This is a genomic window from Phocaeicola intestinalis, from assembly GCF_014837065.1.
Classification (GTDB): Bacteria; Bacteroidota; Bacteroidia; order Bacteroidales; family Bacteroidaceae; genus Phocaeicola; species Phocaeicola intestinalis.
The window spans coordinates 57234-72591 of sequence record NZ_JACSPP010000009.1; the positions used below are offsets into that span (position 1 = coordinate 57234).

Consider the following 15358-nt stretch of genomic DNA (forward strand, 5'->3'; position numbering starts at 1 on the left):
AGCATGAAACACATCATCAACATTGATACATGGGAACGGAAAGACAATTATAACTTCTTCCGAGGCTTTGCCAACTCGTGGATTGCCATAACGAGCGAAGCCGATTGCACCGAGGCATACGCACGGGCAAAGGCACAAGGGCATTCGTTTTTCCTCTATTATCTTTATGCCATCACGAAGGCGGTAAACGAAATCAAGGAATTGCGCTATCGCTGGGATAAGAACGGGCAAGTGGTCTACCACGATACGGTGGATGTGATTACACCTATCGCCGTACCGGGACGTACATTCTACACCGTGCGTATTCCCTATCATCCCGACTTCGATACATTCTACCGTGAAGCGCGGCGCATCATCACGTCCATTCCCGAAGACGGAGACCCGTACGGAACAGACAAGCAGATAGCCCAGCAGGGGGATTTCGATGTCTTCCTGCTCAGCGCCACGCCGAAACTGTATTTCACCTCCATCACCTATACCCAACAATCGGTAGGGCATCCGTTGGATTATCCGTTGATGAATGCAGGCAAGGCAATCACCCGTGCAGGACGGCTCTACATGCCGATAGCACTTACCGTAAGCCATGCCTTTGCAGACGGAGCGCACATCTCGCTCTTCTTCGAGAAGGTGGAGCAGACGTTGAAGGAACTATAAACATTTACGATTAGACAATTTACTATTTACGATTTATGACTTTCTCCATCGTAAATAGTAAATTGTCTAATCGTAAATGGGCTTATTTCAAAAGTTCTTCAATCGCATCTATAATCTTCTTTTCGGTCGTACCTTTCGAATATCCTTTTATTATTTTCCGAATCACAAGATTCTCATCTAACAAGAAAAAGAACGGCACAAAGCCACCCGTCTTATAATCTAAAATAATCTGTTCATTTCCGGACAAAAAAGTATAACCAACCTGATGGCGGCTTATATAATTCCGCACATTCGCTAACGGCTTGCCCCAAGAATCTATCGCAACCAACTGGAATTTATCTTTATCAAAACGCTTGTCCAATTCATTCAGAAACGGAATGGCAAGTTGGCATACCCCACACCCTATTCCCGTAAGATTGAGCAACGTCACCTTCCCTTTCAAAGAAGAAAGCGAAACCGAATCACCCTGCATATTCACCGCCGTCCAATCGGGTGCCGGTTTATCCGCTAATTTAAAAGGTTCTTCATCATATTTGTTCTTTTCGCCCATCCGTACCAACTCATACCCTTCAGGCACAAGCGCATATAAATCGAAATTCTTATCGGGCAAAGTATTCAATTTCACATTCGAACATTCATCTATACCGGAATTACTTCCACAAAGTTCTCTTTTGTATTTATAAGGAAGGCCTGTCTCTTTATCTATCCAGATTTCAAAAACCATTATCGGGTCAGCCATAAAAGACATTTCCGGAAAATGGAAAGGCTTCCCGAAGAATTCCACTTCCACTCCTTCGTCGATAGTCAATTTCAAATAATACTCCTTCTCTGTCTCCTTCACTTCCCGAATAACGTTATCTTTCGTTTCCAACGTATAACGGATGATACTCGTCACATAATTGAAAAAAGGAGGTTGGATAAGCCTTACCGGAAGAAACTGATTGGAAAAATCATTTACCTCTGCTACTTTTTGATAACGGTTCATATATACTGAAACTGTTCCGTCATATCCCAATTCAAAGCGCGTTTGGTCTTCAGAATCCCATTCTAAAAAACTCGACCCGATGGTGGTATCTTGCGGATTGCGGTATTCTTCCACAAACACCTTGCTGACACTACTTGGCAAAGTATCTCCCGCCATCCAACCTTCACTATACAAGTCATACGTCGCCGACTTGACGCTTTCTAACTTACTCAATACTTCTCTCAGATACTCTTGTGCCTGAAGGGAACTGCCCGCCAGCAGGCACATTGCTAAAATAATCAGTGTTTTCATGTGTTGATGTTTTTAATGTTTTCTGCCGGCAAAAGAATAAGAATCCCGGTAATCGGACAAAAAAATTAGCTGAACTTTTTCTGAAATCTAAGTTTTTCGCTTATTTTGCTATCGGTTAGCATCGCATCTATGAAGACAAAAGAACTATATATCCTCGGCATCCTGAGTGCCATTATCGTTACGGCATTGTGCCTGTCTTTACAAGCAGGCGAAGAACGTATCCGGCAAGAAACGGATCATGCGTTCTGCGAAGCCACCGCCAGACACTATTCCGAACGAATAGAACTGTTCCAGCATTTCACCCATCCCGGCTTGAATCCCTATTCCGAATATTACATCACGGCTCCCGTCTACGACCGGAAGATAAAAAAATACACCCTGCGTACGTGGAAAGACCGAACGGTGTTTGTCTTCAAAGACAGTGTAGACGAAGCGAAGGCACGCCGCCTGCTTAACGAGCACATCCTTACTAATGTCCACCCGATAGATGCCGACAAACTGAACATCTTGTTCCGGGCACGGCTCGCAGCGCGAAACATCTGCGGACAGACTGGAACCATCTATTACAACGGACAAGAAAGACACTGCAGTTCCGACACGCTCAGTGCTTCTTCTGCCTATTCCACACCCGTTTACCGCCAGGATATCACGGGCGACATCCAGGCACAAGGATGGGTGGCATACGATACGGTCACACTGCTCCGCTATATCGACCGGCGGTTCTTCCTGCTCATAGCACTGATAGCTCTTGGCACCGCCATCTGTTATTACCTGCGGAAAAGAAGCAATGCCTCCCACATTTATCCAGACATTTCTGTCAATATGGAAAAGCAAGAATTAATCATTGATGGCATCCTCTGTCCGTTACCCAAGCTAGACCTCGCCTTGTTTTGCCTCCTGCTCCGAAAGAAAGGCAGGTGCGTGAGTCGCGGAGAAATCAAACAACGCTTCTGGAAAACCGACACCAATGCCGACGAAAAGATAGACACACATATCAAAATACTCCGGAAACACCTGAAAGGCTTTCCGGAGTATCGGATAGTGACCGTACGTGGGCAAGGCTATTACCTGTCGGTCAAGAAAGGATCCTGACATTAATCATCGGGCAATTGATGCGAGACATATACCAGCGCATCGCACAAGGCAGGACGCCAATAACTCCAATCGTGTCCCCCACCCTTCACACGAAACTCGTAAGGAATACCACGCTTGCGAAAGGCTGAGACTAAATCGATATTAGCATCATATGTAAAATCCTTGTCACCACAATCAATGAACCAACGGACGGCTTTCCATGCCGACACATTCTTTTCACTTCCTTCCGTTATCGTGCGGATAGGGTTGTAATCATCTACCAGCTTCTGACGCCAAGGGGCAGAAGGGTCATCCTTCAAAAACTCCAACGGCTGGCTACGCAAATAACTGCTCATCCCATAAACCACGTTGAACAAGTCGGGATGAAGCACACCATATACGACCGATGCACCTCCACCCATTGAATAACCTGCCACCGAACGGTATGCCTTTTCCGCCTTTACCCGGTAAGTCTGCTCGATATAAGGCATAAACTCCTGAAAGAAAAAGTCTTCATACCGCCAATGCGCAGCATTGAACCATATCATATTATCCTTGTTGGCCTCAGGACAAACCACAATCATTTCCTGCATCTGCCCACAAGCTATCAAGCTATCTGCCAAATGTGAAAGCCCACCATAACGTTCCCAATCGGTATTCGAGCAATTTCCTCCGTGCAAAAGGTACAACACCGGATACGTACGAAGTGTATCCATATCATAACCCGGTGGTAAATAAACCGTATATTCACGTTCGGTAATACCTTGCAAAAGTGTACAAGGAACTGTCCGATAAAGCACTTTTCCACCTGCAAACAGTTTCAAGCAGCAAAGGCAAAACAAAAGATAAAAAAGAATGTATTTACGCATATTCCCTATTCATTTTCGTCATAGCCCAGAATCGAATCTCCACCAGTCCAAGTTAAACAAGGCATGGGGTTGTTTGCCTTTGAACACGAGGTACAAATCGTGGACACCTGTCACACTCTTCACCTGTGTTTTGAACTCCTGCCAGTTTTCCCATTCACCGGTGTAAGGAATATCAAGCGTACCTAATACTTCTCCTTCCAAGCCATCGATACGGAGTTCAATCTGTCCGCCAAAATAACGGCTAGAGGCACATGCCGTAAAAAGCGAAGCACCTTTGGCACCAAAATCTACTTCCCTTACCTTGATATAATCTCCGTGATGGACATCCGTGACATACACGCCACGCGCAGCATCCGTCCGGGTAGTCACGCCCTCGGACCAAGCTATGGTTTCAGCCTCTGTACGTATATAAGGATTAAGTCGGCCTACCGCTTCCGTTATGCCGGCATCGGTCATATGCATTTCTGGTATTTCTCCATTCGGAGTATAACGGAACTCTTCTACGCACACCGAACGGCAATAACTATGCCCGCCAGGCAAGGCATCGTTGTGATAGAAGAAATACGAATGTCCTTTATAGTCCACGATGCCCGGATGATTGGTATTGCTTCCACGCTCCAACGGCATAACCACGCCCTTAGCTTGCCACTTGCCGCCAGCCGAAGAGCTCATAGAATAGTGAATGGATTCGGGGAAACCCGCAGCATAAATCAGGTAATACCAGTCTCCACGCTTGTAAAGCCAAGGTGCTTCGGTAAATCCTCCCGAAAAGGCAATGCTATCCAAGCGGTCGATTGCCTCGATTTCTCCATCCAGACTTACCATATCTTCTTTCAGTTTGGCACGATAGCATACACCGTTTCCCCAATACAACCATGCCTGCCCATCGTCTGCAATATATACAGTGGGGTCTAAATCGTCCCAAGAATGTCCGGCATATGTTGTCATATCGTTCGTTACCAATCCGTGCCCCAAGGCATCCTTGAAAGGTCCGTAAGGTGTATCTCCTACAGCCACTCCGATAGAAGAACCGGGATTCTGCCGGTTTTGGGAAGAAATATACCAATAGAATTTCCCGTTTCTCGGTATGCATTGTGCCGCACTGGCATCACCTGCAGACCATGCAAAAGTACTGGTCTTGAGTGGTGCACCGTGATCTGTCCAATTTACCATATCGGTGGTGGTATAAAGCCGGTATTCACGCATCAGATACGAATTTTCAGGCGCATCTTTCTCGTCACAACCTACATAGAGATATAAAGTATCATTATACACCATAGGTGCCGGGTCGGCCGTATAATGAGTCTGTATAATCGGGTTTTGTGCTTGGACAGACATTACGCACATTCCTATTGACAACCCTAACAAATATTTCGTTTTCATAGTTCTTTTCACACAATTATAAGTAATACTAATCAGGGGTTAAAAGGGAGTCAGAAACCAATACTTTTTATATCGGTTTCAGAAGCAGGACTATCGGCCTTTAACTCCTGAACAAAATAATAACTCCTGTAAAACACAACTGCTTTTATACCATGCACGGCATAAGTTTGTGCATTTTCCCCGGAACAAATGTTTCCGCATTTGGATTACATTATCGTTTCAGGCGGCTTCCTTTTATGGTTTTCATATGAAAACCGTACGGTTTCCATATCAAGAACGTACGGTTTCCATATCGAGAACGTACGGTTTCCATATGAAAACCATAAAAGTATGCCGCCTGAAACAAAGATATGGGCTACATGCAAAGCCAAATGTTCCTTACCGATATGCCATCAAATGCAAGGATGATGTGCGCACCGTCTCTACGGAAATGGCGTGGCACATGCAGGAAATGCACAAATCCATACCGCGCAAGGCATAACTTTCGATTTATGTAAGAAGCTGTTTTGAATTTCTCCAAAAAGTTTTTCTTGGCTTGATGTATCTGTTTTCGTGTGTGCTTTGGGCGATTTTTTGGTCCTTTCCGCTCCTGTTCTTCGTCAGATAGCCCGCTATCTTCCTCATCACAGAAGCGGAAATGCCTCAAAAACTCATCCCAAATCATCGCACGATAAATTCAAAACAGCTTCTAAGAAACCAAGCATAATCTGTTGATTCAATCGGCAACATCTGCCACCACCTGCCAGGCAAAGACCGTTCCGTCTTTCCGGTCGGGGCGTGTACCGGGCCAGTCGGCGGCATAAGGTTCGCCCGTCACCGGATTTAACCCGACAAAACGATTGGTATGAAGAGAAAGCAACATACAATGCCCCCACAACATATCTTGCCACAAGAAAAGACTTGCTTCTGTTTCTTCTTTCGTGATGCGCACATCGCCCGAAAGCCCCAACCCCGTTACGGTCAGAAATCCAGAACCATCCATTGCTTCAAGTGCCACACGTCCCTTACCACGGTCGTGTACCCTGAAATGGCATCCTAACCCTTCGAATTCTGCACTTCCCGGAGCTACATGATGTAACATCCCATGCGGATTGGCCCAAGCCCGTTCACCATTGGCAAGATTGGTCAGTGTAATGATTTTGCCTACAGGCAGATTCTTCGAACGATCGGCAAAAGGTTCGTACACTTCGAAATTGTCGAAATCGGCACGCCCGCCTTTCTTCCCCTCTGTATTGTAAGCAAACAAAGCATAACGCACTCCCTGGAACGTATGCATCTGATACCCCAAACGCAACTGGTTGCCTATGGTCTCGAACGTATCTCCATCGGTACTATAACTTAATGAGGCCAAGTCATTATGATAATCGCCGTGAGCCCGCAACCATACTTTGGCAGATTCCAGCGGCTTGTCGGTATGTACATTCTTCACCATATCATAAAAACGAAGCATCAGTCCCTCGTCGGTGCGTGTCACGCCCACCCAATAATAGGGTGTATTCAGCAGAGCAAGACCAGCTACGTCACCTTTCTTCAGTCCACGTGCATCCAGTTCTACCGTAGCCATCGATTCGGGACCAACCACACGCTGGGTCAGTGTATTCCGAGCAAACATCAGACTCTTGGCAGGAAGTGTATGCAGACGCAGCACACCTTTTGCCAGTTCCCATCTGTTATCAACCGGGATATGATTCCATTGCCAGACTGGCTTCAGACTATTATCCGAAAAGTCATCGCTCCGTTCATAAGGAGCATGAGGACTCTCCTCCACACCCGTATCGGGCTTGAACCAGGTACGTGGCGAACGTCCCAGATTACCTTCTACCCCGAAATAAGGCCAGCCGTCTTTCCATGTTACTGGAGACAAGTAAGTAAGACGTCCCACCGATTTCATATCCATCATCGAGAAGCCCCACCATTCACCATTAGGCAAATCTACAATGCCTCCCTGATGTAAAGGCACGGCACTGAAATAATTATCAGAAGGAGGCTGGAAACTGAATTTGCTCCCTTCGTCAGGTATATCGGACCAGAAACCATAACCTTGTGTCCACCAACCCTGTTGTATCCCCATTGTTTCCCGATGGCTGATAACCGTTGTCTCATACGGACCTTCAGGACGGTCGGCGCGGGCACACTGCATACGTCCTACCGGAGCATAGTCAGCACTGATGATGTAGTATTTCCCGTTAATTTTATAGAAATGATGTCCTTCTCCCATTGCATTTCCTTTCGGGATGATAATCCGGTCACTTCCTTCAACATATCCGCTGAAGTCTGGTTTGATTTCGATAAGGTGCACTTCATCATACCCGTGAACAGCATAAATCTTATCGTCATCATCAAATAAAACGCCCAAATCATAAATGCGTCCACCCATGTTCTTATGTATCCAGGGACCTTCAGGACGGTCTGCCGAAAATACCTGCAATCCATAGTTGTTCACATTAACAAAAATATAAAACTTCCCTTTGTGATAACGGATGGCAGGTGCCCAGATACCATTCCCATACACACCTTTCTTTCCTTCCAAATGGAATTCAGGTCCCAAGTCCAACTTGTCGAAAACATAAGTAACAAATTCCCAATTCACCAAATCTTTAGAGCGAAGCAAAGGCAATCCGGGCATAGTATGCATCGAACTGGCAACCATATAAAAATCTGTTCCCACCCGAATCAAGTCAGGATCGGTAAACTCATCATAGAACAAGGGATTGGTAAACGTACCGTTCCCGTTATCAGCGGTCCACGTCTGAGCCTGCAGGTTATACCACCCACAAATTCCCAGCACAAAAAGCCATAGATACTTCATTATTTGCCCTCCTTACTGCTTCGGATGAAACATCCAGTAATCGAAATACATCACCCTGCCAGGCTTATCACCTTTGCATATAAAATACAGGTCATGCACGCCACTTATAGCTTCCACTTTGGAAGTAACCAGTGCCCAACGGTCATCCCAACCAGTCATAGGTACCTGCAACGTAGCCAGCAGCTTTCCTTGCAGACCATCGGCACGCACCTCCAGAGTTACCCCTCCGTTGTGTGTAGTTCCTACACGAGCAATGATGTCAGATGCCCCTTGGCTACGGAAGTCTACGCCCTTCACCTTGATGTATGCCCCATCACGCATAGCATTGACAAATACACCCACTTCTCCGTTTTGTGCCGACTTCATCCCTTCGGAGAAAGCCATCGTTTCAGCTTCATTCTTCCGGTACGGATTAAGTGCCGTCAACCCTTCACGGATACCTTCGGTCATCTTCATCGGCTGGATAGAACCATCGGCATTAAACACAACTTTCTCCACGCATACCGAACGGGTAAAGCCCGAACCTCCAGGCAGGGCACCATTGTGGTAGAAAAGGTAAGTTCCGCCTTTATAGTCCACAATACCCGGATGATTAGTAAAACTCCTTCCTTCGGTAGGCATCAGCGTACCTCCGTATTTCCAAGGTCCCAACGGACTCTTGCTCATCGAATAGCCCAAATGTTCGGATATCGGTCCACCAGCCCACAACAGGTAATACCAATCCTTGTGCTTGTAAAGCCATGGGCCTTCTTCGTAAAGTGTGGGACGTTCAGGCACATTCCCTTCCCGCTTACCAAAAGCCTCTTCGGTCATATCCACCTTCACAACATCTCCCGAATATGATATCATATCTTCGTTCAACTTCACATAATAACAAAAAGGATTGCCCCAATACAGATAAGCCTGCCCGTCATCGTCTATCATTACGGTAGGATCTATGTCCCCTTTTCCACTACTCACCAATGGCTTGCCAAGTGGGTCGTAGAAAGGACCATAAGGACTGTCTGCTACAGCTACGCCAATAGCTCCCCCTCCTTTTTTCATCGTCACCGGGACATACGCATAAAATTTACCTCCACGTTCGACACACTGCATAGCCCAAGCATCTCCCCGCGCCCACTCGAATGTCTTGTACGACAAGGGAGTCGGATGTTCAGTCCAGTTTACCATATCTTCGGTAGAGTACAATTTCCAGTCGTTCATTGTAAACCACGTAGATGCATCTTCATCATGGCTTGTATATAAATACAAGCGGTCACCATATACCATCGGTGCCGGGTCGGCGGTATAAGCAGTCTGGACAATCGGGTTTTGTGCCATAACCAGTATAGGAGTTACAAGCATCGAAAGACTAATAAATATGTTTTTCATAAACTATGTCATTCTATTATTCTACAAATTTCCAATAATCCCAATTCATCAGGTCTTTTCCGGCATCACCTTTGAAACGGAACACCAGGTCGTGAACACCCTTCGCCCCTTTCACCGGACAGGCAAACTCCTTGTATATGTCCATTCCTCCGGTAGCCTCAACTTGAACTGTTCCTACCAACGGACCATCGGCTTGGTCTAAATGAATCTCAATTGCGCAATGCCCTGCATCAGAAGCGACAGAAGCCACAAAACGAGATGCGCCTTCTTTTCCGAAATCAACACCTTTTACCACCAAAGTATCAGAGTCATTGATTTTCGTGACATAAATGCCACCATCGGTACGGCGCTCGGTTTTCAGCCCATATCCCCAAGCCATAGTCTCGGCTTCTACCCTGCGGTAAGGATTAAAGTTTTCAATCTGCACCAGCTTCGTATCTTTAAAATAAGGCACCTCCTGTATCGTACCGTCTACATTATAATGCATTTCGGCGGCCGATATCGAACGGCGTTCATGATGCTCCTCCATTTCGAGACGCAACAGATCGTAATTCTGTCCGAAAACGTAACTCTTGCCTTTATAGTCAATGATTCCCGGATGATTTCCGCGCGTACGGTCGGTAGGAGCCATGATGTAGCCCTTCACCTCCCATGGTCCCGTAGGACTGTTACTCATGGCATATCCGATTCCTTCTGGGCAACAAGTAGAAGCGTATGCCAGATAATATTTCCCGTTACGTTTGTAAAACCACGGTCCTTCCTGATAATGTTCCAACTTGCCTATCTTCACAATATCGCCCGAATACGACACCATGTCTTTGTTCAGTTTCACATAATACAAGTTCGGGTTACCCCAATACATATAGGCTTGTCCGTCATCGTCAATCCAAACAGTAGGATCGATATCTTCCCAATGCTCTTGTTGCCACACGATAGGCTTGCCTATGGGATCCTTAAAAGGTCCGTAAGGCGAATCGGAAACCAATACGCCAATGCCGTTCCCATGAAGGGGGCAATACATATAAAACTTACCGTCACGCTCCACCACTTGTTGTGCCCATGCACCGTTATCGCGCTTACGCCATACAAAGTCTTTCAAGGAAGCCACAGGTCCGTGGTCGGTCCAGTTCACCATATCAGTAGAGGTATATAGCTGCCAGTCGAGCATCTTGAAGTCATAACCTTGCGCATCGTCCTCATCGTGACTGGTATACAGAAAAATCGTGTCATTGTACACCATCGGTGCAGGATCGGCGGTGTATTTGGTCTGAATAATCGGGTCTTGGGCATTTGCACCAAGGGCACACAAGCCCAGCATCATAAATGCTAATTTTTTCGATTTGTTTTTCATCTTTTATTCTTGATTTAATGAGAAGCTGTTTTGAATTTCTCCAAAAAGTTTTTCTTGGCTTGATGTATCCGTTTTCGTGTGTGCTTTGGGCGATTTTTTGGTCCTTTTCGCTCCTGTTCTTCGTCAGATAGCCCGCTATCTTCCTCATCACAGAAGCGGAAATGCCTCAAAAACTCATCCCAAATCATCGCACGATAAATTCAAAACAGCTTCTGAGTTATTTTACAATCAAAGCTCCTCCATTACATGGAATCATCAGTTCGATTTCGCCTTTTTTGTCCAGCTTCTGGGTTTTCACGCTTCCTTGCAGCTGGGCATCATCAGCATAAAGCGTCACTTCTTCTTTCGGGGAAAACATCGGCAAAGCTACTTTCACTTTCAACGGTTCTTTGCTGGCATTGATTCCAGCCACGTACCACGTTTCTCCGTGTCGACGTGCCAATATTACATACTTGCCGGGATAACCATCGATAAAACGCACTTCATCCCACAACGTAGGTACTTTCTTCATAAAATCCACAGCCCATACAGGAGCATCGGTCAGATTATTAGGAGCCAAAGCAAAGTGCTGGACCGGACTTTGAAAAAGCACCGCTGTGGCAAGCGCAAACACATCCGATGTAACACGGCGGCTACCTCCCGGCTGATTCTTCGCATTGTAATACCGGTTCAATGTACTGCCTCCGAAATCCATACTACCTACGGTATTGCGGATAAACGGATGCAAGCAGGCATTAAAGGCTTCGGCATCACAACTGCCTTGCGAAAAGTTCATATTCTCGCTTGCCAGTACAGCTTCACTTGCCGCATAATTGGGATACATCCGCTCCCATCCGCGAGGCAAGGTACATCCGTGAAAAATAACCAGCAGACCATAATCGTTGGCATCTGCCAGAATATCTTCATACAATTGCATAGTCACTTGTTTGTCGCTTCCTATAAAGTCCACTTTAATACCCCGGATACCGATGCTTTGCATCCATTTCATTTCCTTCCGACGGGAAATAATGTTGCTCATCTTGCCACGCGGACCTTGCGGAGCATCGTTCCAATAACCATTGGAATTATACCACAGATACAATGCCACATTCTTAGACTGGGCATAACGTGCCAACTCTTCTATTTTTTCATATCCTACCCGCGAATCCCACAATGCATCAACCAGCACCGACTGGTATCCCATCGCCGCGGCAAAATCAATGTAACGCTTCTGCTCATCGTATGTCATGCTGGCATCACCTCCGATAATCCAGCTCCATGTGCCGCATCCGTACTGGTACTTCTGAGATGCTTCGTACAAGGGAGATACAAGGTCGAAAGCCACGGTAGTTTCAACTATAGGAGCCAGTGTTTTTCCCAAAGTGATGGTGCGCCAAGGTGTTTCGCCTGGAAGCGCAATTCCCGGAGCCGTTGTTCCATTGCCATTGTATTCGCCTTCTTGCGGATAACCTATCGTATACATGCCACCCTCGTGCCCCATCAGCCTGCTGGCACAATAGCGACTATCTACTCCCGTTTCTGAAAGTAAGAGCCATCCCTTATCCATATATTTGAACAGGCACGGGAATGTATATCCCTCGCCCCAGCCATTCTTGCCCATCGTATCATCGACGGTATAAGAGGTCTCATAACTGGGCGAAGTACGTGCAAAGCCTCCCATCGGCTTGCTTTGCGGACAAAGGAAAGTAGTGCTTCCCTCAGGCAAGACGAAACCCGTAGCTTCCGAGCGCACCACACAACATAAGGTATTTTCCTTGGGATAGACGCGGTACTTGAAAGCCACGTCACGGTTGCTCACACGGAACACCACATCGCACACCTTCTTGCCCTGTTGCATGAACGGGCACACCACTTCAACCGCCTTATAGTCTACCCGGCTCTGCTTGATGGTGGGCAACGTATAGGTATCGCATACCGTATCCGCCTTGCACGTTCCCCCCAACGACATATCTTGAGTAAAATCGCCTATATTGGTCTCCAGACCCAAGGGAGAAGGTTCGAGAAACACGGTTCCGTCATACAACACTTGGTAAGAAGGCTTTCCGCCTTCATCGGATACCACCACTTGAATGTGTCCATCGGGACTGGCAAATTTCCAATCAGTAGCATAAACGGACAGGCAAGCCCCTAAGGCTGCAGTCAATAGCCATTGTCTTGTCATCATATAATTTCATTTAAAGTCATTCACCTTGTTCGTTAGTCACCAAACGGATAAAGAATACCCCTCCGGCTATTTTTCCGGGCTTGCTTTGGAACGTGAGAGTGATTTCTTTCTTACCCTGCAACGCATCGTCAGGAAGAGCATATTCAACATCCACGAACTCCTGCTTGTTCCATTTCCCTACCAGATTTTCAGAAGCAATCACCTTTCCATCTACCAAGATATCAAATTCCCGGTCGGCGGTTTCATTACCCCAATAAGTTATCAGCAAAGACATGTCAGACTTGCCCTCAGTAGAAAGTACATAACTGAAATAGCCTCCGTCTTTCGCATCACGCCACGCCTTACCATTGAAATTTCCCTTTGTCGAGTTCTCGTTCTTCATTAAGTGATCCGCTTCGGGCTGTTGTTCTCCCGTTGCTATGGCATCTACCGTCCGGCGGTCTAATGCAATACGCGCTTCTTCTTCGGCTTTCTGTTCGCTTTGATAATGTGCGTATTCAGTTTCGTCCATCGAAAGCCAATAAATCATATAACGGCTATCGTGAATGCCATAAAACGGTTCGAGCACCAAATCCTTGTATTTGCCGGAACGGAACAGGCCGGGAACCGTATAATGGAACGGCTTGCCTGCTACCGGACGCAAATGGTTTAACTTCTCTTCGATGTCTGCCCGCTCTCCTATAAGAAAAGGAGTTTCGTAAACCGGAACCAAAGGTCCTGAAGCAATATGTCCCCATCGGCTATCGTCTGCCACCAGCCCGTCCAGATGGTCTGTACCTACCCGTGCACCCAATACAATCGGTCCGCGCAAGATGGCAACATATTCGGGCATATTCGGGAACTCTTCCAACTTAACATGCATCGGCGTACGGATTTCGACAACATCCCCGTCTTTCCATTCGCGGTCAATGCATACATACGAAGATGGTTCCGAACCGGCTGCATACTCTTTTCCGTTACACAACACCTGCATTTCCGAAGCCTTAACCCACCACGGATGGCGTACCAACATCTTGAAATGTCTGGGCTTGTCCACCGAAACCGTAAGCTTGCTTCCCTCTTCTGCCGGGAAACCTGTTTCCTGACGCAAGCGGATGCCTTCTTCTTTCCAGCTCAGTTCAGAAGCTATAAACAAATTGACAAACAATGAATCGTGTATATGCGTATAGATGAATTCTCCATATTTGGCATGATTCTCCATACCGGTTCCTACACAGCACCACATCGCCTGATTAGGAGCCGAATAAACCCGGTAATGTGCCGGACGGGCAGATGTGAAATACACATATCCGCCGTGTTCGGGATGCTGGGTAGAAAGGATATGATTGTACAAAGCACGCTCGTAGAAGTCCACATAGCTAGCCTCGGGATGCATCCGGAACAAGCCCTCGGTCAGTTTCAGCATATTATTGGTATTGCATGATTCCGGACCTTCACGGTCTTCTATATAGCTCTTGCTATCGGTTTTCGCCACAAAATGCTCGCGCCGGCTATTGCCTCCGAATGCCAGCGAACGGTTTTCTACCACCGTATGCCAGAAGAACGATGCCGCATCCTCATACGTACGGTTATGGTCTAACTCGGCTATGCGTTGATATCCCACCGCTTTAGGCACTTGTGTATTGGCATGTTTGTTATCCAGATTGTCCACTCCCTTTGCCATGCTGTCCAGCAACCAATGATGAGAAAAACGTTTGGCCGTGTCCAGGTATTTTTTGTCTCCGGTCATCTGATAGGCATCGGCATATACTTCATCCATTCCGCCGAATTCCATATCCAGCATCTGCTCCATTTGCGCATCAGTGAGGGGAGAAACGACTCCAATGCCCCAATCGCACAAATCAAGAAACATCTGTCTTGCTTCTTCATTGCCGGCATACATCCAGGCATCCCGAAGTCCGGCATAAAGCTTATGAAGGTTGTACCAAGGTACCCAGTATTTCCAAATCAAGGCCACGTTTCCTTTCCGTATCTCACTCCACAAAGCCTTTCCATTAGGAACACCGCCGATATAACCATCACCGTTCTTCTCCTGGCAACGTTTCAATTCGGCTATCATATACTCCATACGCTGGCGGAATGCCTCATCACCTGTAGCGGCATAATGCATTGCCAGTGCCGAAAGATAATGTCCGCCTACGTGTCCGTCCAGTCCCGCCCAATTAGGGAACAATTCTCCTTTGGGAGGTAATCCTGCCTCTTTCAGAAAAGGAGCCAGCAAGCGGTCTACATCATATTCCAACAATACTTTACCATTTAAGTCCTGTGCATGCTTGAAAGGACCATCCAAGAGAGTCACCTCATTCAAGGCAAAAGTGTTCGGATACAACTTGTCTTGTGCCTGTAATCCCGAAAAACCTATCAGACAGACCATCAATGCCCATGCTTTCTTTTTCATAACCATTCT

12 protein-coding genes are annotated in these 15358 nt (G+C 46.7%); 2 read left to right on the forward strand and 10 right to left on the reverse strand.

Annotated features, from left to right (window positions below):
- Positions 1-3: 3 nt before the first annotated feature.
- The gene (locus H9625_RS04820) at positions 4-654 is read left to right on the forward strand and encodes a chloramphenicol acetyltransferase (protein ID WP_022041124.1); all 651 of its coding nucleotides are present in this window, start codon (positions 4-6) and stop codon (positions 652-654) included.
- 82 nt (positions 655-736) lie between these two features.
- Here H9625_RS04820 and H9625_RS04825 read toward each other — a convergent pair whose 3' ends face one another.
- Entirely contained in the window at positions 737-1930 is a 1194-nt protein-coding gene (locus H9625_RS04825; RefSeq protein ID WP_191763217.1) for a peroxiredoxin family protein, read from the reverse strand.
- 129 nt (positions 1931-2059) lie between these two features.
- On the opposite strand from H9625_RS04825, the gene H9625_RS04830 reads away from it, so the two are divergent.
- Complete coding sequence (locus H9625_RS04830) at positions 2060-3022, forward strand: winged helix-turn-helix domain-containing protein (RefSeq protein WP_191763219.1); 963 nt, start codon at positions 2060-2062, stop codon at positions 3020-3022.
- A gap of 2 nt (positions 3023-3024) precedes the next feature.
- Here H9625_RS04830 and H9625_RS04835 read toward each other — a convergent pair whose 3' ends face one another.
- The 9 genes from H9625_RS04835 to H9625_RS04875 form a co-directional block, all read right to left on the reverse strand.
- Positions 3025-3873: an alpha/beta hydrolase gene (locus H9625_RS04835; RefSeq protein WP_022041127.1), complete on the reverse strand. Its 849-nt coding sequence runs from the start codon at positions 3871-3873 to the stop codon at positions 3025-3027.
- A gap of 18 nt (positions 3874-3891) precedes the next feature.
- Complete coding sequence (locus H9625_RS04840) at positions 3892-5256, reverse strand: glycoside hydrolase family 43 protein (RefSeq protein WP_022041128.1); 1365 nt, start codon at positions 5254-5256, stop codon at positions 3892-3894.
- 355 nt (positions 5257-5611) lie between these two features.
- Positions 5612-5920 (reverse strand): hypothetical protein, encoded by a 309-nt coding sequence (locus tag H9625_RS04845; RefSeq protein WP_158100034.1) that lies wholly within the window; start codon positions 5918-5920, stop codon positions 5612-5614.
- Between the two features lie 51 nt (positions 5921-5971).
- Entirely contained in the window at positions 5972-8065 is a 2094-nt protein-coding gene (locus H9625_RS04850; RefSeq protein ID WP_087395892.1) for a glycoside hydrolase family 43 protein, read from the reverse strand.
- A gap of 12 nt (positions 8066-8077) precedes the next feature.
- Positions 8078-9436 carry a glycoside hydrolase family 43 protein gene (locus H9625_RS04855; protein ID WP_022040365.1) on the reverse strand — a complete coding sequence of 453 codons (1359 nt, stop codon included), beginning with the start codon at positions 9434-9436 and terminating at the stop codon, positions 8078-8080.
- A gap of 16 nt (positions 9437-9452) precedes the next feature.
- Entirely contained in the window at positions 9453-10787 is a 1335-nt protein-coding gene (locus H9625_RS04860; protein ID WP_087211588.1) for a glycoside hydrolase family 43 protein, read from the reverse strand.
- 14 nt (positions 10788-10801) lie between these two features.
- A complete protein-coding gene (locus H9625_RS04865; RefSeq protein ID WP_158100033.1) occupies positions 10802-10975 on the reverse strand; it encodes a hypothetical protein in 174 nt (57 codons plus the stop codon).
- A gap of 29 nt (positions 10976-11004) precedes the next feature.
- On the reverse strand, positions 11005-12948 hold the full coding sequence (locus tag H9625_RS04870; RefSeq protein ID WP_191763235.1) for a glycoside hydrolase family 97 protein: 1944 nt from the start codon (positions 12946-12948) through the stop codon (positions 11005-11007).
- Positions 12949-12967: 19 nt separating this feature from the next.
- On the reverse strand, positions 12968-15349 hold the full coding sequence (locus tag H9625_RS04875) for a glycoside hydrolase family 127 protein (RefSeq protein ID WP_191763221.1): 2382 nt from the start codon (positions 15347-15349) through the stop codon (positions 12968-12970).
- Positions 15350-15358: the final 9 nt, after the last annotated feature.

Coding starts and splice junctions, on each gene's coding strand:
- H9625_RS04865 (WP_158100033.1), bottom strand. CDS start 10,975: ATGATTTGGGATGAGTTTTTGAGGCATTTCCGCTTCTGTGATGAGGAA.
- H9625_RS04845 (WP_158100034.1), bottom strand. CDS start 5,920: ATGATTTGGGATGAGTTTTTGAGGCATTTCCGCTTCTGTGATGAGGAA.
- H9625_RS04875 (WP_191763221.1), bottom strand. CDS start 15,349: ATGAAAAAGAAAGCATGGGCATTGATGGTCTGTCTGATAGGTTTTTCG.
- H9625_RS04870 (WP_191763235.1), bottom strand. CDS start 12,948: ATGACAAGACAATGGCTATTGACTGCAGCCTTAGGGGCTTGCCTGTCC.
- H9625_RS04855 (WP_022040365.1), bottom strand. CDS start 9,436: ATGAAAAACATATTTATTAGTCTTTCGATGCTTGTAACTCCTATACTG.
- H9625_RS04850 (WP_087395892.1), bottom strand. CDS start 8,065: ATGAAGTATCTATGGCTTTTTGTGCTGGGAATTTGTGGGTGGTATAAC.
- H9625_RS04830 (WP_191763219.1), top strand. CDS start 2,060: ATGAAGACAAAAGAACTATATATCCTCGGCATCCTGAGTGCCATTATC.
- H9625_RS04860 (WP_087211588.1), bottom strand. CDS start 10,787: ATGAAAAACAAATCGAAAAAATTAGCATTTATGATGCTGGGCTTGTGT.
- H9625_RS04825 (WP_191763217.1), bottom strand. CDS start 1,930: ATGAAAACACTGATTATTTTAGCAATGTGCCTGCTGGCGGGCAGTTCC.
- H9625_RS04835 (WP_022041127.1), bottom strand. CDS start 3,873: ATGCGTAAATACATTCTTTTTTATCTTTTGTTTTGCCTTTGCTGCTTG.
- H9625_RS04820 (WP_022041124.1), top strand. CDS start 4: ATGAAACACATCATCAACATTGATACATGGGAACGGAAAGACAATTAT.
- H9625_RS04840 (WP_022041128.1), bottom strand. CDS start 5,256: ATGAAAACGAAATATTTGTTAGGGTTGTCAATAGGAATGTGCGTAATG.